General features: G+C 31.4%; 12 protein-coding genes. 2 read left to right on the forward strand and 10 right to left on the reverse strand.

The features are described 5' to 3' along the window. Window positions 1–33: 33 nt before the first annotated feature. The 5 genes from hisD to DFQ07_RS10225 all read right to left on the reverse strand — a co-directional run bounded on the left by hisD (window position 34) and on the right by DFQ07_RS10225 (window position 6035). Window positions 34–1320 (reverse strand): histidinol dehydrogenase, encoded by a 1287-nt coding sequence (hisD, locus tag DFQ07_RS10205; protein WP_133536478.1) that lies wholly within the window; start codon window positions 1318–1320, stop codon window positions 34–36. Window positions 1321–1407: 87 nt separating this feature from the next. Then, on the reverse strand, window positions 1408–2265 hold the full coding sequence (gene hisG, locus DFQ07_RS10210) for an ATP phosphoribosyltransferase (protein ID WP_133536480.1): 858 nt from the start codon (window positions 2263–2265) through the stop codon (window positions 1408–1410). 303 nt (window positions 2266–2568) lie between these two features. Beyond that, window positions 2569–4338 (reverse strand): translational GTPase TypA, encoded by a 1770-nt coding sequence (gene typA / locus DFQ07_RS10215; protein ID WP_133536482.1) that lies wholly within the window; start codon window positions 4336–4338, stop codon window positions 2569–2571. Window positions 4339–4563: 225 nt separating this feature from the next. Further along, window positions 4564–4872 carry an LETM1 domain-containing protein gene (locus DFQ07_RS10220; protein WP_133536484.1) on the reverse strand — a complete coding sequence of 103 codons (309 nt, stop codon included), beginning with the start codon at window positions 4870–4872 and terminating at the stop codon, window positions 4564–4566. Then, complete coding sequence (locus DFQ07_RS10225) at window positions 4872–6035, reverse strand: proline dehydrogenase family protein (RefSeq protein ID WP_133536486.1); 1164 nt, start codon at window positions 6033–6035, stop codon at window positions 4872–4874. The genes DFQ07_RS10220 and DFQ07_RS10225 overlap by 1 nt, the downstream gene beginning before the upstream one ends. 103 nt (window positions 6036–6138) lie before the next feature. On the opposite strand from DFQ07_RS10225, the gene aroB reads away from it, so the two are divergent. After that, the gene (aroB, locus tag DFQ07_RS10230) at window positions 6139–7197 is read left to right on the forward strand and encodes a 3-dehydroquinate synthase (protein WP_133536487.1); all 1059 of its coding nucleotides are present in this window, start codon (window positions 6139–6141) and stop codon (window positions 7195–7197) included. Here the strand turns inward: aroB and bshA are convergent. After that, the gene (bshA, locus tag DFQ07_RS10235) at window positions 7194–8327 is read right to left on the reverse strand and encodes an N-acetyl-alpha-D-glucosaminyl L-malate synthase BshA (RefSeq protein WP_133536489.1); all 1134 of its coding nucleotides are present in this window, start codon (window positions 8325–8327) and stop codon (window positions 7194–7196) included. The genes aroB and bshA overlap by 4 nt on opposite strands. A 125-nt stretch (window positions 8328–8452) precedes the next feature. Further along, the gene (locus tag DFQ07_RS10240; protein ID WP_133536491.1) at window positions 8453–9298 is read right to left on the reverse strand and encodes a transketolase; all 846 of its coding nucleotides are present in this window, start codon (window positions 9296–9298) and stop codon (window positions 8453–8455) included. A 537-nt stretch (window positions 9299–9835) separates the two neighbouring features. Between DFQ07_RS10240 and DFQ07_RS10245 the strand changes: the two genes are divergently transcribed. Next, the gene (locus DFQ07_RS10245) at window positions 9836–11317 is read left to right on the forward strand and encodes a helix-turn-helix domain-containing protein (protein ID WP_166627765.1); all 1482 of its coding nucleotides are present in this window, start codon (window positions 9836–9838) and stop codon (window positions 11315–11317) included. Between the two features lie 24 nt (window positions 11318–11341). Here DFQ07_RS10245 and DFQ07_RS10250 read toward each other — a convergent pair whose 3' ends face one another. From DFQ07_RS10250 to DFQ07_RS10260, 3 genes are all read right to left on the reverse strand, one after another. Then, window positions 11342–12250, reverse strand: a complete 909-nt coding sequence (locus DFQ07_RS10250) for a hypothetical protein (protein WP_133536495.1) — start codon at window positions 12248–12250, stop codon at window positions 11342–11344. Between the two features lie 81 nt (window positions 12251–12331). Next, a complete protein-coding gene (locus tag DFQ07_RS10255; RefSeq protein ID WP_133536497.1) occupies window positions 12332–13378 on the reverse strand; it encodes a hypothetical protein in 1047 nt (348 codons plus the stop codon). 320 nt (window positions 13379–13698) lie between these two features. Continuing rightward, on the reverse strand, window positions 13699–14958 hold the full coding sequence (locus tag DFQ07_RS10260) for an asparagine synthetase B (RefSeq protein ID WP_208107687.1): 1260 nt from the start codon (window positions 14956–14958) through the stop codon (window positions 13699–13701). Between the last annotated feature and the right edge of the window lie 20 nt (window positions 14959–14978).

The following is a 14978-nucleotide window of genomic DNA, read 5'->3' on the forward strand; positions in this document are numbered from 1 at the left end:
ATTAAGATTTCTCACATTCGTTCGAAATGACTCTTAGTTATTTAACTCTTTTAATCTTACTGTAATTGCATTTTTGTGCGCTTGTAAGCCTTCTGCCTCTGCCATTATCTCAATAGATTTACCTATGGCAGTAATTCCTTCTTTAGTTACTTCTTGAAAAGTGATTTTCTTTACAAAACTGTCTAATGAAACTCCACTGTAGTTTTTCGCATAACCGTTGGTAGGTAACGTGTGATTCGTTCCACTGGCATAATCACCTGCACTTTCACAACTATAATTACCTAAAAACACTGAGCCTGCATTTATTATTCCTCCAACATATTCGGATGCTTTTTCGGATGCTATAATTAAGTGTTCAGGAGCATATTCATTGCTAAATTGAATACATTTTTCAGAAGAATTTAAAACAACTGTGAAACTGTTTTTTATAGCTTTTTTAGCCAATTCTCTTCTTGGTAATTCTTCTAATTGTTTGTTGACTTCTGCTGCTACATTTTGAGCAACTTTATCAGAAGTCGTAACTAATATTGCTTGACTGTCGGCTCCGTGTTCTGCTTGTGATAATAAATCGGCAGCAACAAAGACTGGATTTGATGTTTCATCAGCAATAACCAATACTTCACTAGGACCTGCAGGCATGTCGATAGCTACACCTTGTTGTTGTATTAATTCTTTTGCTTTGGTAACAAACTGATTCCCTGGACCCAAAATTTTATATACATTCGGAATTGTTTCTGTTCCGTATGCCATGGCACCTATTGCCTGAGCTCCTCCAGCTTTAAAAATTTGAGTTATTCCTACTAAAGAAGCGGTGTATAAAATAGCAGGATTAATAGCTCCTTCTTTGTTAGGTGGCGTACATAAAATAATCTCTTTACATCCAGCTATTTTTGCGGGAACCCCTAACATTAAAATAGTTGAAAACAAAGGTGCTGAACCTCCTGGAATATATAAACCAACCTTTTCTATGGCTACATTTTTTCTCCAACAAGTAACACCTCTTGTTGTTGTTATTTTTTTAGGAGCTTCTTTTTGTGAATTGTGAAATGTTTCAATGTTACTTTTGGCTAATTGAATAGCTTGTTGTAACTCTTCTGAAACCAATTTTTTAGCTTCTGCTATTTCTTCTTCTGTAACTTTAAAAGAGTTTAAAGAAACATTGTCTAATAACTGGGCATATTTTGTTAATGCCTTGTCTTTATTAAGTTTTACATCGTTCAAGATAGTTCGTACGGTTTCTTGTAAGCTGTTTTCATTAATTACTGCTCTTTTACACAATGAACTCCAAGTTTGCTTTGCTGGATTATTTATAATTTTCATCTGTTTATTTTTATTGTTTTTAACTGTCATGCCTTGACTGTTCTCTACTCAGGTACGGGGATTAAATCCTTGGCTATCACCCTGCGATTAAACAACCATTTTTTCTATAGGACATACCAAAATACCTTCTGCTCCATTATTTTTTAACTCATCTATGATTTCCCAAAACTCATTTTTATTCAATACAGAGTGTACCGAGCTCCAACCTTTTTGAGCTAAGGGTAATACAGTCGGACTACGCATTCCAGGTAAAATATTGATGATTTTTTCCAATTTTTCATTCGGAGCATTTAACAACACATATCTTGACTGTCTTCCTTTTAAAACAGATTGAATTCTGAATTGTAACTTGTCTAAAATTTCTTGTTGTTTATATTCAATTTCAGGAGAAACTGCCAATACTGCTTCTGATGCCAATAAAATTTCCACTTCTTTTAAGTTGTTTTTGAAAAGTGTTGAACCACTTGAAACAATATCACAAATCCCATCTGCTAGTCCAATATTTGGTGCTATTTCAACAGAACCGTTAATGATATGTAGTTGTGCTTGAATATTGTTCTTGGTAAGAAAGTTTTGAACGGTATTCGGATAAGAAGTAGCTATTCTTTTGTTTTGGAAATAACTAATTCCGTTATAATTTTCTCCTTTAGGGATGGCTAAAGAAACTTTACATTTTGAAAAACCTAGTTTTTCTATAAACTTGATTTCATTTCCTTTTTCTATTAATAAATTCTCACCAATGATGGCAGCATCTACAACTCCGTCTTTTAGGTATTGCGGAATATCTCCGTTTCTTAAATAAAAGATTTCCAAAGGAAAATTACTTGCCGAGGCCTTTAGTTGGTCTTTTCCATTATCGATAGAAATACCACAGTCTTTTAATATCTGTAAGGAATCTTGATTAAGTCTTCCTGATTTTTGTATGGCTATTTTTAATTTACTCATGTTGTTTTTTGAATGGGTTTGAGTAAATCGTTTTTCGAGAAGATAATTCCTGGCGCCTTAGGAAATAAAAAAACCCGTTTGATTTACTCAAACGGGTTTAAAAAATATCTTGATTTTATTCAATACATTTTCAGCTCGCCTGAGTGCAAGTATGAAAATGATGATGATGTAATTGAATAAAACTCATGTCTTTTGTTTTGTTGTTACAAAGATTGGTTATTTATTTTTAATTATGCAAACTTTTTTTGTAAAAAAACAAAAAACTACCCATATGGGTAGTTTTTAATATATATTCTTAAAATTCTATCTGAAATCTATTTTACGCATACGTAAGCTTTCAGGAGTTACTTCTAAATACTCATCAGCTCTGATATACTCCATACACTCTTCTAAAGAAAAATCAATTTTTGGAGCAATTTTAACACTATCATCATTACCTGAAGAACGTACGTTAGTTAACTTCTTTCCTTTAATTAAGTTTACAGCCATATCATCAGCTTTTGCGTTTTCACCAACAACCTGTCCTTTGTAAATCTCTTGGTTCGGATCGATAAAGAAACGTCCTCTATCTTGTAAACGGTCAATAGCATAAGCAGTAGCTTTTCCTGTTTCAGAAGAAACAATAGCTCCTTTTAACTCTTCAGCAAATTCTCCTTTATATGGACCATATTCGCTAAATCTGTGGTTAATAATTGCTTGACCAGCTGTAGCTGTTAATATTTTATTACGTAAACCAATTAATCCTCTAGATGGAATTGTAAATTCTAAGTGTTGTAAGTCACCTTTAGGCTCCATTACTAATAAGTCTCCTTTTCTTAAAGAAACTAAGTTAATAGCTTTTGAAGCTACATCTTCAGGAACATCAATAGATAATGTTTCGTATGGTTCACACTTAACTCCGTCAATTTCTTTTAAAATTACTTGCGGGCGACCAACTTGTAATTCATAACCTTCACGACGCATTGTTTCAATTAAAACTGATAAGTGTAATACTCCACGTCCAAAAACGTTGAATTTATCTTCAGTATCAGTTTCATCAACACGTAACGCTAAGTTTTTCTCCATCTCTTTAAATAAACGATCACGCAAGTGACGAGAAGTTACATACTTACCCTCTTTACCAAAGAATGGAGAATTGTTAATAGTAAATAACATACTCATTGTAGGTTGATCTACCTCAATTCTTGGTAACGCTTCTGGGTTCTCTAAATCGGCAATGGTATCACCAATTTCAAAATCTTCTAATCCAGTAACCGCACAAATATCACCACTACGTACTTTATCCGTTTCAGCTTTACCCATTCCTTCAAAAACGTGTAATTCTTTAATACGTACTTTTTGAGTAGTTCCATCTGCTTTACAAAGCATATAGTCTTTGTTCTTTTCTAAATCTCCACGATATACACGACCAATAGCAATTCTTCCTTTAAATGAAGAATAATCTAATGAGGTAATTTGCATTTGAGGTGATCCTTCACGGTATGGTGCCTCAGGAATTGTTTCGATTACAGCATCTAATAAATCTAAAATATCTTCTTTCGGATCTTGCCAGTCAGTACTCATCCATCCATTTTTAGCAGAACCGTAAATAGTTGTAAAATCTAACTGCTCTTCAGTAGCTTCTAAAGCAAACATTAAATCGAATACTTTTTCGTGTACTAAATCAGGAGTACAGTTTTCTTTATCAACCTTATTTACAACTACGATAGGTGTTAAGCCTAATTCGATTGCCTTTCCTAATACGAAACGTGTTTGTGGCATTGGTCCTTCAAAAGCATCAACCAATAATAAAACACCGTCTGCCATTTTTAATACACGCTCTACTTCTCCACCAAAATCGGCGTGACCAGGAGTATCGATTACATTGATTTTTACACCCTTGTAATTTACCGATACGTTTTTAGAAAGAATGGTAATTCCTCTTTCACGCTCTAAATCATTGTTATCTAATAATAAATCAGTACGTTCTTTACGCTCATCTAAAATTTTAGCTTGATCTATGATTTTATCAACCAAGGTAGTCTTTCCGTGGTCAACGTGTGCTATAATAGCAATGTTTCTTATTGATTGCATTCTTGCTTATTTTGAAGCTGCAAAAGTAGTGTTTTATTATTTATGAATTACGAATTTTTAATTATGAATTACTTTTAATGAATTTAAAGTACAATAAGCTCTCTTTTTTATGCTCCACATTCACACTTTTCCTTGTCTTAGAACAGCCTTAGCTGTTTTATGAATTTCTAAAATATGATTTTATTTAGAGAGAAAAAACGTAAGTAATTGATATTTAGCAAAGAATTATTTTGCTTCTGAATCGTCTAATTCTTCATCATCTGCTTTGAAAGCACTAGGTAAAATATCTGGAATCAACTTTATGAGTAAAGGCAAAAGTAAAGCTCCTCCAGGTAACATAAATACTGTAAAAGCAGGTATTGCTTTACAAATATCGAGCATCTGTTCCTTTACTTTTGCCTTTTCTTCATCTGTTAATGATGTAGTAAGTGATTTTCTTAAAAGAAAAACCAACTCCTTGCTTTCTTTGAGTTCTTTGGCTAATCTTTTTTTATTTTTTTGAATAGCTTCTTTTATTTCGTCAACCGTATTCATTACAGCTTACGACGAGCTTTTTCAGTTTTTAATAAATTTAATTCTCTAGAGGTTTGTCCTGCTACAGAAGTATTTTCTTCTGCTCTACGGATTAAGTATGGCATAACATCACGTACAGGTCCGAAAGGAACGTATTTTGCAACATTATATCCTTCTTTAGCTAAGTTAAAGCTGATATGATCACTCATACCGTATAATTGTCCAAACCACATACGTTTGTCATCTACTGCAATATTGTGCTCTTTAGCTAAATCCATTAATAGATATGAACTTTCTTCGTTATGAGTTCCAGCAAAAATAGCCATGTTTTTATGCTCCATCATATAACGAACAGCTTCATTATAATTATCATCTGTAGCTTGTTTATCAACACAAATTGGAGACTCATATCCTTTCTCATTAGCTCTCTCACGCTCTTTCTCCATGTATGCACCACGAACTACTTTCATCCCGATATGATACCCTTTTTGGTGAGCTCTTTGGTGTAAGTCTCTCAAGTAATCCATACGATCGTGACGGTACATTTGTAAAGTATTAAAAACGATGGCTTTTTCTTTGTTATAGATTTCCATCAATTCTTCAATTAAATCGTCAGCAGCATCTTGCATCCAACTTTCCTCTGCATCAATTAATAAAGGAACATCTTTAGCAGCAGCAGCTTTACATACCGTATGAAAACGTTTTACTACTCTATTCCATTCTACTTTTTCTTCCGAGGTTAATTCTTCACCTTCAGTTAGTTTTTGATATAAAGCAAAACGTCCAAAACCAGTAGGTTTAAAAACAGCATAAGGTATAGCCGCTTTTTCTTCAGCAAAATCAATGGTTTTTAAAGTCATCTTTAAGGCATCATCAAACTGAGCTTCATCTTCTTTTCCTTCAACTGAATAATCTAAAATACTGTGAACCTTCCCTTTTTCATACATCTTTTCGATGTTAGGTAAACAATCATCTTCAGTAACTCCACCACAAAAATGATCAAAAACTGTTGAACGAATTAAACCTTCAACTGGTAAATGAGCTTTTAAAGCAAAGTTAGTTACCGCCGTACCAATACGAACCATTGGTTGGCTTTGAATCATTTTAAATAAAAAATAGGCACGTTCTAGCTCTGAATCAGATTTTAATTTAAAAGCAGTTTCGGTGTTGTCAAAAAGTCTCATTATCGAGGTTATATTTATATCTTATTTTAGAGACAAATATAAATGAGTAGAGTGAGATATTTTAATTTTTTCTATTTAATTTCGCCTTATATTTTTGTTTACAATGACTACAATTAACGCAACAACATATTCTATTCATTTTGATGAAAAAGCTTATCATGAATTAGCTTCTTTAGTTTCTAAAAATAACTATTCTTCTATCTTCGTTTTGGTTGATGATAATACGTTAGAACACTGTTATCCTCGATTTATGCAATTATTTGCTACAGACAAACCTATCGAAGTGATTCAAATTGAAGCTGGAGAGATTCATAAGAATATTGAAACTTGTATGGGAGTTTGGAATGTGATGACAGAATTAGGTGCTGATAGAAAAAGTTTACTGATTACTTTAGGAGGCGGTGTAATTACTGATTTAGGTGGTTTTGTGGCATCTACTTTTAAACGTGGAATTGATTTTGTAAACATCCCAACGACTTTATTAAGTATGGTTGACGCTTCTGTTGGAGGAAAGACTGGTGTTGATTTAGGTGTGCTGAAAAACCAAATAGGTGTGTTTGCAAATCCAGAAATGATAATTATTGATGCCGAATATTTGCATACAGTTTCTACTCGTGAAATTCGCTCAGGTACTGCAGAAATTATTAAATATGGAATGACACATGATATTGAACTTTTTAATGAAATTAGAGGTAACGATCAAGTAAATATTGTTGATTTAATTCATCGTTCAATTGAAATAAAGAATGAAGTTGTTCTAGAAGATCCTAAAGAACAAGGTGTTAGAAAGGTGTTAAATTGGGGACATACCATTGGGCACGGTGTAGAATCATACTTTTTAGAAAGTCCTGAAAAAGAAGCCATAACTCATGGAGAAGCTATTGCTATTGGGATGGTATGTGAGGCCTATTTATCTTCTAAAATTCTAGATTTTCCGAAGAAAAAAGTGCTAGAAATAAAAGAAGCAATCATTAACATTTACGGTAAAGTAGCTATAAATGAAGACGATATTCAACCTATTATAGCGTTAATGAAACATGATAAAAAGAATATTAATGGTGAAATTAATTTTGTACTTCTAAATGACTACGAAGATTTTAAAATTAATTGCAAAGCTTCTGAGGATCTAATTCAAGAAAGTATAGCTTTTTATAACTCTTAAATAGCCTTTACATAGCAGCTTTTATAAATCTCTTCATATACAGGTAAAATGTTTTCTAAAGAGAATGATTTGATGTGCTCTTTTGCATTTTCTTTAAACTGATTCAAAATAGCGTCGTCTTTTAAGATACTGATGGCGTTGTTTGCCATATCTTTAACATCACCTAATTCACTTAAAAAGCCTGTAACTCCTTGTATATTCACTTCTGGTAATCCTCCAGTATTTGTAGAAATGACAGGGGTGCTTGCTGCCATAGCCTCCAAAGCAGCTAACCCGAAGCTTTCTGTTTCAGAAGGCAGTATAAATACGTCGGTGTAGCATAAAATTTTGGCTACTTCTGTACTATTCCCCATAAATAGTACTTTGTCTTCTATTTGTAGTTCTTTTACTAAAATTTCAGCTTTCAAACGCTCAGGTCCATCACCAACCATTAATAATTTTGAAGGTATTTCTTTTTGAACTTCATTGAAAATTTTAATAACATCATCGGTACGTTTTACAGGACGAAAATTACTGATATGCGTTAAAATTCGTTCGTAAGGTTGTGCTAAGGCTATACGTTTGCATTCTGCTTGAGAAGCTTTATCATATTTTTTACCATCAATAAAATTATAGACTACTTTTATGTCTTTTTCAATATTAAATAAGCGAAGTGTATCTTTTTTTAGGCTATTCGAAACTGCCGTAACTTCATCTGATTTATTAATACTGAATTCTACTGCAGTTTTATAAGTTGGATGACTTCCTACTAAAGTAATATCAGTACCATGTAATGTCGTAACTACTTTTATATTGATATCTTTATCCTCCAACATTTTTTTTGCCATATAAGCGGCATATGCGTGCGGAATAGCATAATGAACATGTAATACTTCAAGCTCATATTTTTCTACTACTTCCACCATTTTACTTGATAACGCTAATTCGTAGGGTTGGTATTGAAATAATGGATACTCTTCTAAAACAACTTCGTGAAAATGTAATCTATGAGAGAAAAAATCTAATCGAACAGGTTGATTGTAAGTTATAAAATGTACTTCATGGCCTTTATCAGCAAGCGCCATTCCTAATTCAGTTGCTACAACTCCACTTCCACCAAAGGTTGGATAACATACAATTCCTATTCTCATATTTACTGTTTAATTATTTTACTATAGTTACTGACGTAAATTTAAGATATTACTTACGTTTTTTTGTGAATAAAAACATAAAAAAATCCCGCTTAGTAGCGGGATTATATTTATTGAGAATAAAATTAATAGTCTCCTAATGTTTCAGGGTTTTGAGCTAAAGCTACTTCTAACTGTTCATCGTTAGGTGCTTTACCATGCCACGCATGTGTATGCATCATGTAATCTACTCCATTACCCATCTCAGTATGTAATAATACACAAACAGGCTTTCCTTTTCCTGTACGAGATTTTGCATCAGCCATCCCGTTTAAAATAGCTTCTATATTATTTCCTTCTTTAATCTCTACTACATCCCAACCAAAAGCTTCAAATTTAGCTTTTAAGCTTCCCATTGGTAATACTTCATCTGTAGCACCGTCAATTTGCTTTTCGTTTAAATCTACTGTAGAAATTAAATTATCAACTTTTTTTCCAGCAGCATACATCGCAGCTTCCCAAATTTGACCTTCTTGTAACTCTCCATCTCCATGTAATGAATATACAATTTTGTCATCACCTTCTAACTTTTTTGCTTGAGCGGCTCCAATAGCAACACTCATACCCTGACCTAGTGATCCTGAAGCAATACGTATACCTGGTAAATGCTCATGTGTAGTTGGGTGACCTTGTAAACGAGAATCTAACTTTCTAAAAGTTGCCAACTCAGCTACAGGAAAAAATCCGCTGTGTGCTAATACACTATAATATACTGGTGAAATATGTCCGTTTGATAAGAAAAATAAGTCTTCATTTTTACCATTCATGGTAAATTCAGTAGAATAGTCCATTATTTCTTGATACAAACATGTAAAGAATTCAGCACATCCTAAAGACCCTCCAGGGTGTCCTGAATTTACAGCATGTACCATGCGAACGATATCTCTACGAACTTGTTGTGTAAACTCTTGTAATTGTTGTGTTGTTGGCATTATTATTTTGTTTTATGCCCACAAATGTAATTGATTATGAAAAAATGAGCAATTACTTTTTACTTAAAAAAGAAAAAGGGTTCATTATAAGTTAAGTTTTCTTTTTCGTTGAATTTCCCCGTCTTAATAAATAGTTTCTGAACCCTTTTATTTACGTGGTTCAAAGAACTAATATCTTTACTTTACAGACAAACAATTGTAGTCGGTTTTTATAAAAAGAGGGTATAACAAAACTTTAAAACATTTAATTTCAAGGAAATAAAAAAACTTATGTAGTGCTTAAATTTTGATATTTTTGTCTCTTTAATTAAATTGACTATGCCCTTTTTTATAAAAAGAATACTTTTTTTATTGGTTATTTTAGGAATAAATCTAAAAATAACGAGCCAAAACATTACCGAAACAGATTCTTTAACACATAAAAGTTTTCAAGAGCTTACAGATTTATTTTACGTAAATAAACCAGATAGTTTAAAGGCTGTGATATATGCAAAAGCTGTATTTAAAAAAGCTATTAAAGAAAAAGACACTTTACGAATGTTGACAGGAAAATATTACTTGGCGGATATTTTAAATAATGAAGCGATTTATCTAAACTTTTGTGATTCACTGATAAATCTTACAAAAAACTACCCTACTAAAAATTATCCCTCCATATTACATTATAAGAAGTCTACTTTTTATATTCATAAAGGAGAAAACAGCAAAGCTTTAAAAGAGATAACACAAGGTAAACAAACTTTAATAAAAAATGACAGTCTAAAACATCTATTACTTATTCAATTAGCACTAATTGAAAGTTCTATAGGTGAACTCGAAAAAGCCTTAACTCACTACAAGAAGGCTTATTTTTTTGCAAAACAAAAAAAGTATTTTAAATTAAAACACGGTAGATTTTCAACACTCCCTTTAAATATTGCTTCTGTATATAATAAGCTTAATAAAGATGACTCAGCTTATTTTTATATTAATGAAGGGATAGAATTATATAAAGAAATTAAAGATAGCTTAAGTCTTGGATACTCATTATATATGTTAGGGAGACTTGAAGCTAAAAGAAAAAATTATGAAGAATCAATTAAATCATATAAAAAAAGCATACCAACAATTATAAATGACGAAAATTATAAAATATTAATTGGTATTTATATTAAAGTAGCTATTTTATATGATTCAATCAACTCCCCACAAGAATCGTTAAAATTTCACTTAAAAGCGGATTCCTTATATAGTTTGAGAAAGTTTCATGCGCCTATGCTGGAAAAAACGTACAGTCATTTATATAAACTCAACAAAAAGAGTAATAATCTAAAAAAACAATTATTATACTTAAATAAACTATTAGAAGTAAAAGAATTTAAACTAAAAGAAAAAAGTAAAATAAGTAAAACACTCTCAGAAAAATACGATATACCTAACTTACTATCAGAAAAGAAAAAAATTATTAAAAAACTTGAGACAGAAGTTCTGAAATCTAGGAGGAATAGAATTATTTATATTTCTTTATTAGTATTATCATTAGCTTTAATTGGGAATCAAATCAAAAGAAAAAGAACTTTTAAGAAACGATTTTTATCCTTAGTAAACCAAAAAGAGCCTACAGTAGAAAGAGAAACACAAACTATAATACAAACTACCAATAAACATGAGCTTTCTGATAAAACTGTTGACATAATTATGAGAGGTCTTGAAGCTTTTGAGAAAAATACAGATTTTTTAAACTCAAAAATCAATTTACAACTATTAGCAGATAGACTAGAAACTAATACTAGCTACTTATCAAAAGTAATCAATCAATATAAAAAGAATTCTTTTTCTAACTATATCAATCAACTTAGAATTGAATATACTGTAGAGAAACTTAAAAATGATACTCTATGGAGAAAATATACTATTAAAGCACTTGCAAATGAAGTAGGTTTTAAAAATTCGGAATCATTTTCTAAAGCTTTTTATAAGTTTACAGGTATAAAGCCTTCTTATTTCATTAAAGAATTAGATAAAGTTGAAACTGATTAAAAAGGTTCTTAAATACTATAATATTTACGTAAGTAAATTTTTTACTTCTTGATATTGCATTCCAAAAACATAATTCTGATTTTTGGGTACTACTAATTGTATGGTAATACTTTGATCTTTTTCCAAGATATAATTGATACTAGAGGCGTTAATTTTTTGATAAAAAGGAAAAATCACCTGATTTGGTATTGATTTTAACATTGTAATAATGTCTTCGTTATAATGTCCAGAAATATGTATTTCTATAATCATATCAGAAACTACTGTTATATACGAGTTGATATATTTTAAAATTCCTGTGTTAGTATTAAATACGTCATCCCAAGATATAATTGAATTATCCCAATTTTCTGGAGTTTGATATGCATACAGGAAAGCAGTTGATGAAAACCAATTACCAAAAGATATTCTTTGACTCGTAGATTGACTAAAAGCTATCGTTGTTGTAATAACAGCATCTATTACTTGTCTATTAAAATTCTCTAAAGAATTATTTACTACTAATTGTGGAAATTGAGGATAAACGGGAATACTTATGGGTTGATTATCCGATTCAACTATTAATTTTGATTTTTGCGAGTTTTCTACCGCTTCTATAACTGTTGTAAGCTCAGGAGTATATTTGGGTATGGAATACGGAATTATCCAATTCGTCGCATTTTTATAATTATTCAATCCTATTTCTATAGACAAAGGCTTTTCTTTCTGCGCTTCTAGAATTAATCCATAAACCTCACTAAAATAATTTAACGGTATAGTACTATCAAAAAATTCACTACCTGTAGGAATAGTATCAAGAAGTTTTGCAAAATCAGTTTCGCTATTGGGTAAATTGGGTAAGGTTGCATAAAAAGTAAAATTATCTAACAATGCATTAAATAATTTTGCTAACCCATTTAACACTAAATAATCATAACTCTCGGGGGACTTCATTACATATGAATTTAAGTTAATTATTAATACAGAAAGGTTAAATAGAGCACATGTAGTCCATGTGCTCTAATACCAATAAGATTAAATTAATCTTGAAGGTGCTTTTAAAACATGATTGTCACTACCTCCTGTTACTGCTCTATCTGTAGGAATTACTCCCATACCAAAAATTTGTAAGTTTCCTGGGGCAGATGTAATTATTACAGAAATTGATTTATCATCATTAAATCTATAGCTAGAAGTAGCCTTTGATGAAGATCCAGATGTATAGAATGGCCATACATTAGTTTCTGTACTTTTTTGAATTTCTTCAAAGTCAGATTGACTATAAGTTGCCCATGATCTTACAGTAATTGTATAACCAGACACAAGTAAAACTTGATTCGCTACTCTTTGTAAAGACCCAGATGGCCCAAATAATTTATCCCAATCTTCATCTGATTGAAATTGATCTGGGTTTTGGTACATGTCTGTAAAATATCCTGAGAAAAACCATCCTCCAGCTCTAACAGGTATAAAAGCATATTTATTAAAATGCATATCTACCGTAATTCTGCTTGCTGAAGCTATTTCGTTTAACGATTTTGAAACACTATTTTCTTTTTTTCCCCAGAAACCTACTCCTGAAGAACCATTACTTTGTGCCCAAGAATTCTCTATATTATCATTTGATGTCGCTGAATCAAAAGATATTGTCGCTGTAGAACCTTTTTCTACCAATTGTTCTAACTCTTTAAAACTAGGGGTATAAACAGGGTTGGTTCCCATGTTACCTCCAATCCAATTGTTTGAATTTGTATAATTACTCATGGCTATTTTATACAAGAAGGTATTAGTATCTTCTGTTTTACTTAGCATGGTAGCGTAATTACCACTTAAGGTATTCAAAGGGTTTCCTTCATATAATACGCCTACTGATTTTGGGGGAACACCATCAAAATAGTTATATAACTCTGGAGCTGAACTTTGTACAGGTAATACACCTTGTATCATTTGAAAACTTTTATTACTTAAATTTAATGATTGACAAAGTGTGTTGTACATCCCATTAGTTGGAGATACCATATTTGCTTCTCCAGCCTTTTTAGTTAGTCTACCGTTTGATGGCTTTGCTATATTTGTTGCCATAATGATTTAGTTTTAAGTTTAGTTTTACCTACTCTATTTAGGCTTTTCGGTATACGCCTAAAAACTAAAATTATTCAACAGGTGATCAAGCTATTAAATTAAAGAATGAAATATGAAATTGCGCGCTAATCATAAAACAATCAATATATTATAAAATAAATTTTAGTTTTACTTTCACTAAGTTATATAAATAACAGGCTTGTATCTTTATAAAAACCTTAAACGTAGATTATTAATATATTAAGGATGACTACTAAGGTATAAAAGTTAACAAAAAAGAAACATAAAGTATTAAAATATAGTGTTTTACGTATTTTAAATTAAGTTTTTTGCTTTTTCTTTTTTGCTGCAGGAAATAATACATTGTTTAAAATCAAACGGTATCCTGGTGAGGTTGGATGTAAATCTAATTCAGTTTTAGGATCCCCTACTCTATGCTGATAGTCTTCAGGATCATGACCTCCATAAAAAGTAAACATTCCTTTTCCTTTGGTTCCATGAATGTATCGAGCTTCTTTATTTGTTTTGTTTTCTCCTAGGATTACAATCGTAGATTTTATCGTATTTGAATCAAATGAAGTAGTTTGTCCCATAAAACCTTTAACTAGCATTGTATGGTTTTGAGTTAACATAGTTGGTACTTGATCCCATTTTGCGGAAAATTCTTTTAATGTAAAATAATCGACCTCTTTTTTTATTCTTCTTTTACGGGTCATATCTATCGTAGAAAACTCATAAGTCGTTGGATTTCGAATCAATTCAAAATTCTTAAAAGCAAAGGTTTTATTAAAATTTATCTTAGACTGATAATTGGGTTCAGAAGCATCACCATCAAACATACCTTCACAAATATCTACTCCATCAGCAGCTAAAGCAATATCAAAACTATCAGTTGCAGAGCACATAGCAAACATAAATCCACCACCTATCACATAATCTCGAATTTTTTTAGCGACATCTCCTTTTTCTTCTGAAACCTTGCTGTATCCTAATTTAGCGGCTAATGCCTCAGCATCTTTCTTTTGTTGAATATACCAAGGTGCTGTTCTAAAAGCACCATAAAAGCGTCCGTATTGTCCTGTGAAATCCTCATGGTGTAAGTGTAACCATTCATATAAAAGTAACTTCTCATTTAAGACCTCTTTATCATACACCACATCAAATGGTATTTCAGCATAGGTTAACACCATGGTCACAGCATCATCCCAAGGCATTTTGTCTTTAGGAGAATATACTGCTATTTTCGGTGCTTTCTCTAAGGTAACAGCTTCCTGATTTTTAGAAGGTGAAGAGATTTCTTCTAAAATTAATTGTGATCTTGCATCAGAAATGATTTGATAGGATACTCCACGAATTTTACATTCTTTTTCTACCATCTCATTATTTTCTATTAAAAAAGCTCCTCCATCATAATTTAATAACCATTTGGCTTTTAATCCATTTTGTAAAGCATAGTATATAATACCATAAGCTTTTAAATGGTTTTTTTGATTATCGTGGCTCATCGGTACATAAATAAAGGATGCCCAAAGTGAGTTTGAAAACAAGAAAAATGTTAATATGTATAGAAATTGCTTCATTTTAAAAACTAAAATACACA

This window comes from Tenacibaculum caenipelagi, from assembly GCF_004363005.1.
Taxonomy (GTDB): Bacteria; Bacteroidota; Bacteroidia; order Flavobacteriales; family Flavobacteriaceae; genus Polaribacter; species Polaribacter caenipelagi.

Excerpts from the sequence above, each read along its gene's own strand:
- DFQ07_RS10245 (WP_166627765.1), top strand. The coding sequence starts at position 9,836 with ATGTTGACAGGAAAATATTACTTGGCGGATATTTTAAATAATGAAGCG.
- DFQ07_RS10225 (WP_133536486.1), bottom strand. The coding sequence starts at position 6,035 with ATGAGACTTTTTGACAACACCGAAACTGCTTTTAAATTAAAATCTGAT.
- aroB (WP_133536487.1), top strand. The coding sequence starts at position 6,139 with ATGACTACAATTAACGCAACAACATATTCTATTCATTTTGATGAAAAA.
- hisG (WP_133536480.1), bottom strand. The coding sequence starts at position 2,265 with ATGAGTAAATTAAAAATAGCCATACAAAAATCAGGAAGACTTAATCAA.
- DFQ07_RS10240 (WP_133536491.1), bottom strand. The coding sequence starts at position 9,298 with ATGCCAACAACACAACAATTACAAGAGTTTACACAACAAGTTCGTAGA.
- DFQ07_RS10260 (WP_208107687.1), bottom strand. The coding sequence starts at position 14,958 with ATGAAGCAATTTCTATACATATTAACATTTTTCTTGTTTTCAAACTCA.
- bshA (WP_133536489.1), bottom strand. The coding sequence starts at position 8,327 with ATGAGAATAGGAATTGTATGTTATCCAACCTTTGGTGGAAGTGGAGTT.
- DFQ07_RS10220 (WP_133536484.1), bottom strand. The coding sequence starts at position 4,872 with ATGAATACGGTTGACGAAATAAAAGAAGCTATTCAAAAAAATAAAAAA.
- DFQ07_RS10255 (WP_133536497.1), bottom strand. The coding sequence starts at position 13,378 with ATGGCAACAAATATAGCAAAGCCATCAAACGGTAGACTAACTAAAAAG.
- hisD (WP_133536478.1), bottom strand. The coding sequence starts at position 1,320 with ATGAAAATTATAAATAATCCAGCAAAGCAAACTTGGAGTTCATTGTGT.
- DFQ07_RS10250 (WP_133536495.1), bottom strand. The coding sequence starts at position 12,250 with ATGAAGTCCCCCGAGAGTTATGATTATTTAGTGTTAAATGGGTTAGCA.
- typA (WP_133536482.1), bottom strand. The coding sequence starts at position 4,338 with ATGCAATCAATAAGAAACATTGCTATTATAGCACACGTTGACCACGGA.